General features: G+C 68.5%; 2 protein-coding genes. Both read left to right on the top strand.

Annotated features, from left to right (window positions below; genetic code table 11):
- Positions 1 to 1,307 (top strand): peptide chain release factor 3 (locus ACI38Z_RS05415; RefSeq protein ID WP_439789173.1); only part of this gene is annotated, 1,307 nt, incomplete at its 5' end.
- 12 nt (positions 1,308 to 1,319) lie between these two features.
- The gene (locus ACI38Z_RS05410) at positions 1,320 to 2,357 is read left to right on the top strand and encodes a D-2-hydroxyacid dehydrogenase (protein WP_439789172.1); all 1,038 of its coding nucleotides are present in this window, start codon (positions 1,320 to 1,322) and stop codon (positions 2,355 to 2,357) included.
- Positions 2,358 to 2,794: the final 437 nt, after the last annotated feature.

Here is a 2,794-nt window from a genome sequence, read left to right as displayed (position 1 = left end):
CGGCGGACGCCGCGGTCATGGTGATCGACGGCGCCAAGGGCGTCGAGGCCCAGACCAAGAAGCTCTTCAAGGTCTGCACGCTGCGCCACATCCCCATCTTCACCTTCATCAACAAGCTCGACCACGACACGCGCGACCCCTTCGACCTCACGGAGGAGATCGAGACGGTCCTGGGCATCGGAACGTACCCCATGAACTGGCCCATCGGCTCCGGGCGCAACTTCCGCGGCGTGTTCGACCGCAGCTCGCGCCACGTGATCGCCTTCGAGGGCGACGGCCATGCCAACGCCACCAAGAAGGTTAACGAGATCGAGGCCGAGCTGGGCGACCCCGCCCTGGACGAGCTCATCGGCCAGGAGAACCACCAGACCCTGATGGACGACATCGAGCTCCTGGACGGCGCCGACAACGAGTTCGACCTCGAGGCGGTCCGGACCGGCCGCCTGACCCCGGTGTTCTTTGGCTCGGCACTCACCAACTTCGGCGTGGAGCCGTTCCTCAAGGACTTCCTGCGCCTGGCGCCCTCGCCCAGCGCCTACAAGGACGTGCTCACGGGCGAGAAGGTCGAGCCCACGCGGCCCGAGTTCAGCGGCTTCGTGTTCAAGATCCAGGCCAACATGGACCGCCACCACCGCGACCGCATCGCCTTCGTGCGCATCTGCTCCGGCAAGTTCGAGCGCGGCATGACGGCCTACCACGTGCAGGGCAAGCGCCCCATCAAACTCGCGACCGGCACCTCCATGATGGCCGACGACCGCGCCATCGTGGACGAGGCCTATGCGGGCGACATCGTGGGCCTGTTCGACCCGGGCATCTTCTCCATCGGCGACACCGTGTGCGCGGGCAAACCGCACGTGCAGTTCCCCCAGATCCCCACCTTTGCGCCGGAGCACTTCGCGCGCATCACGCAGGTCGACACGCTCAAGCGCAAGCAGTTCGTCAAGGGCGTGGAGGAGCTCGCGCAGGAGGGCGCCATCCAGATCTTCCGCGAGCTGGGCATGGGCCTGGAGAGCGTGATCGTGGGCGTGGTCGGCGTGCTGCAGCTCGACGTGCTGGAGCGCCGCCTCAAGAGCGAGTACGGCGTCGAGGTGAGCCGCCACCCGCTCCCGTACCACGAGATCCGCTGGATCCAGAACGACCCGGAGGAGCTCGACATGGCGAGCCTCAACCTCTCGCGCGACACTGGTCGCGTGGAGGACATGCGCGGCGGCCGCCTGCTGCTCTTCACCAACGAGTTCAACGTCCGCTGGGCGGAGGAGCGCAACCCCGACCTCAAGCTCAGCGAGTTCGGCAACGTCACGTTCTAGGTGGAGGTCCACATGCCGACGCTACTGGTACTGGCTCCGTTCTGCGACGAGCACATGACGGCGATTGCCGAGGCGGCGGGTCCCGGCTGGACCATCGAGCGCCACTGGCCGGCGGACATGTCGTCGACCAAGGCCATGTGCTCGGGCAGGTACGACCTCTCAGACGACGAGCTGGTGGCGGCGCTCGTGCGCGCCGACGCCGTGATAGGCGAGCCGGCGCTGCCGCTGCTGCGACGTGCGGCCGACGAGGGGTCGCGCCTGAGGCTCGTGCAGGCCACGTGGGCGGGGACGGACCGCTACACCAGGGGCGACGTCGCGTTTCCCGCGGGCGCGAGCCTGTGCTCCGCCGTGGGCGGCTTTGGGCAGCTCATTTCCCAGTACGTGCTGGCGCAGGTCCTGGGGCTCATGCAGAACCTGCCCGCCTACCGCGACCAGCAGTGTCGGGCCAGCTGGGACGACCTGGGTGCCGTGGGCTCGCTCGACGGCGCGCGTGTGCTCGTGTTTGGCGCGGGCAACATCGGCGGCTGGGTGGCGCGGCGCCTGCGCGGCTTCGACTGCACCGTGACCGGCGTGTGCCGTGACACGTCGCGCCCGCGCGAGGGCTTTGACCGGCTGGTCACGCTGGACGAGGCCGAGGGCGAGCTTGCGTCCGCGGACGTGGTGGTTGGTGCGCTGCCCAACACGGAGGTCACGGCCGGCTGGATGGGCGGGAGGCGCCTGAGGCTCATGAAGCCGGGCGCCGTGCTCGTGAACGTGGGGCGCGGCACCTTTGTGGACGCGGACGCGCTCGCGGAGGTGCTGGCAGAGGGGGCGATTCGCGGGGCGGCGCTCGACGTGACGGCCCCGGAGCCGCTGCCGGCCGACCATCCGCTCTGGCGGGAGCCGCGCTGCTTCATCACGCCGCACGTCTCCGGCGGCTCGTTTGGCCGCAATCGTCAGACGGAGGACGCCATCTGTCGGATTTGCTGCGACAACCTGCGGGCGCTGCGCACGGGCGCACCGCTCAGGAACCTGGTGCCCGCGAGCGCGTTCGAGGTCGCGCCGCGATAGGGGCTGGTGCGACGACGGATCGCCCTGACGTGGGCCACACTCACAAAGCACGCTTTGTGAGTGTGGCCTGCTGCTTCATGCGTAACAGGCGACCGAAGGCGCCGGCCAATCGCAAAACGCGTTTTGCGACCGAGGGCCAATTCGCATTTGCGCTGGTAGGTGACAAGCAGTCCCCAATCACAAATCATGATTTGCGATGGGGGGCCAGAGCTGTCGTCGCGGTCCCGCCCCGTGCCCGTCCCAAGTCGAAACACGCGCACAAGCTTCCCGTAACGCGACGTAGCGCGCCCCGCAACCACGCCGCCCTACCATGGCCGCAGGCGACGCGGCACGCGCCACGGGCCGCGCCATACGCACGCACGGGGAAGGACCTAACGATGCCTTCGGACAGTTTCGACTTCTACGCACCAACCCGCCTGCTCTTTGGCCCCGGCCAG

Source organism: Parafannyhessea sp., assembly GCF_051876455.1.
Classification (GTDB): domain Bacteria; phylum Actinomycetota; class Coriobacteriia; order Coriobacteriales; family Atopobiaceae; genus Parafannyhessea.
This window is presented reverse-complemented; position numbering and strand designations above follow the sequence as displayed.

Bases quoted from the DNA above. Each gene is read 5' to 3' on its own strand.
- ACI38Z_RS05410 (WP_439789172.1), top strand. From the start codon at position 1,320: ATGCCGACGCTACTGGTACTGGCTCCGTTCTGCGACGAGCACATGACG.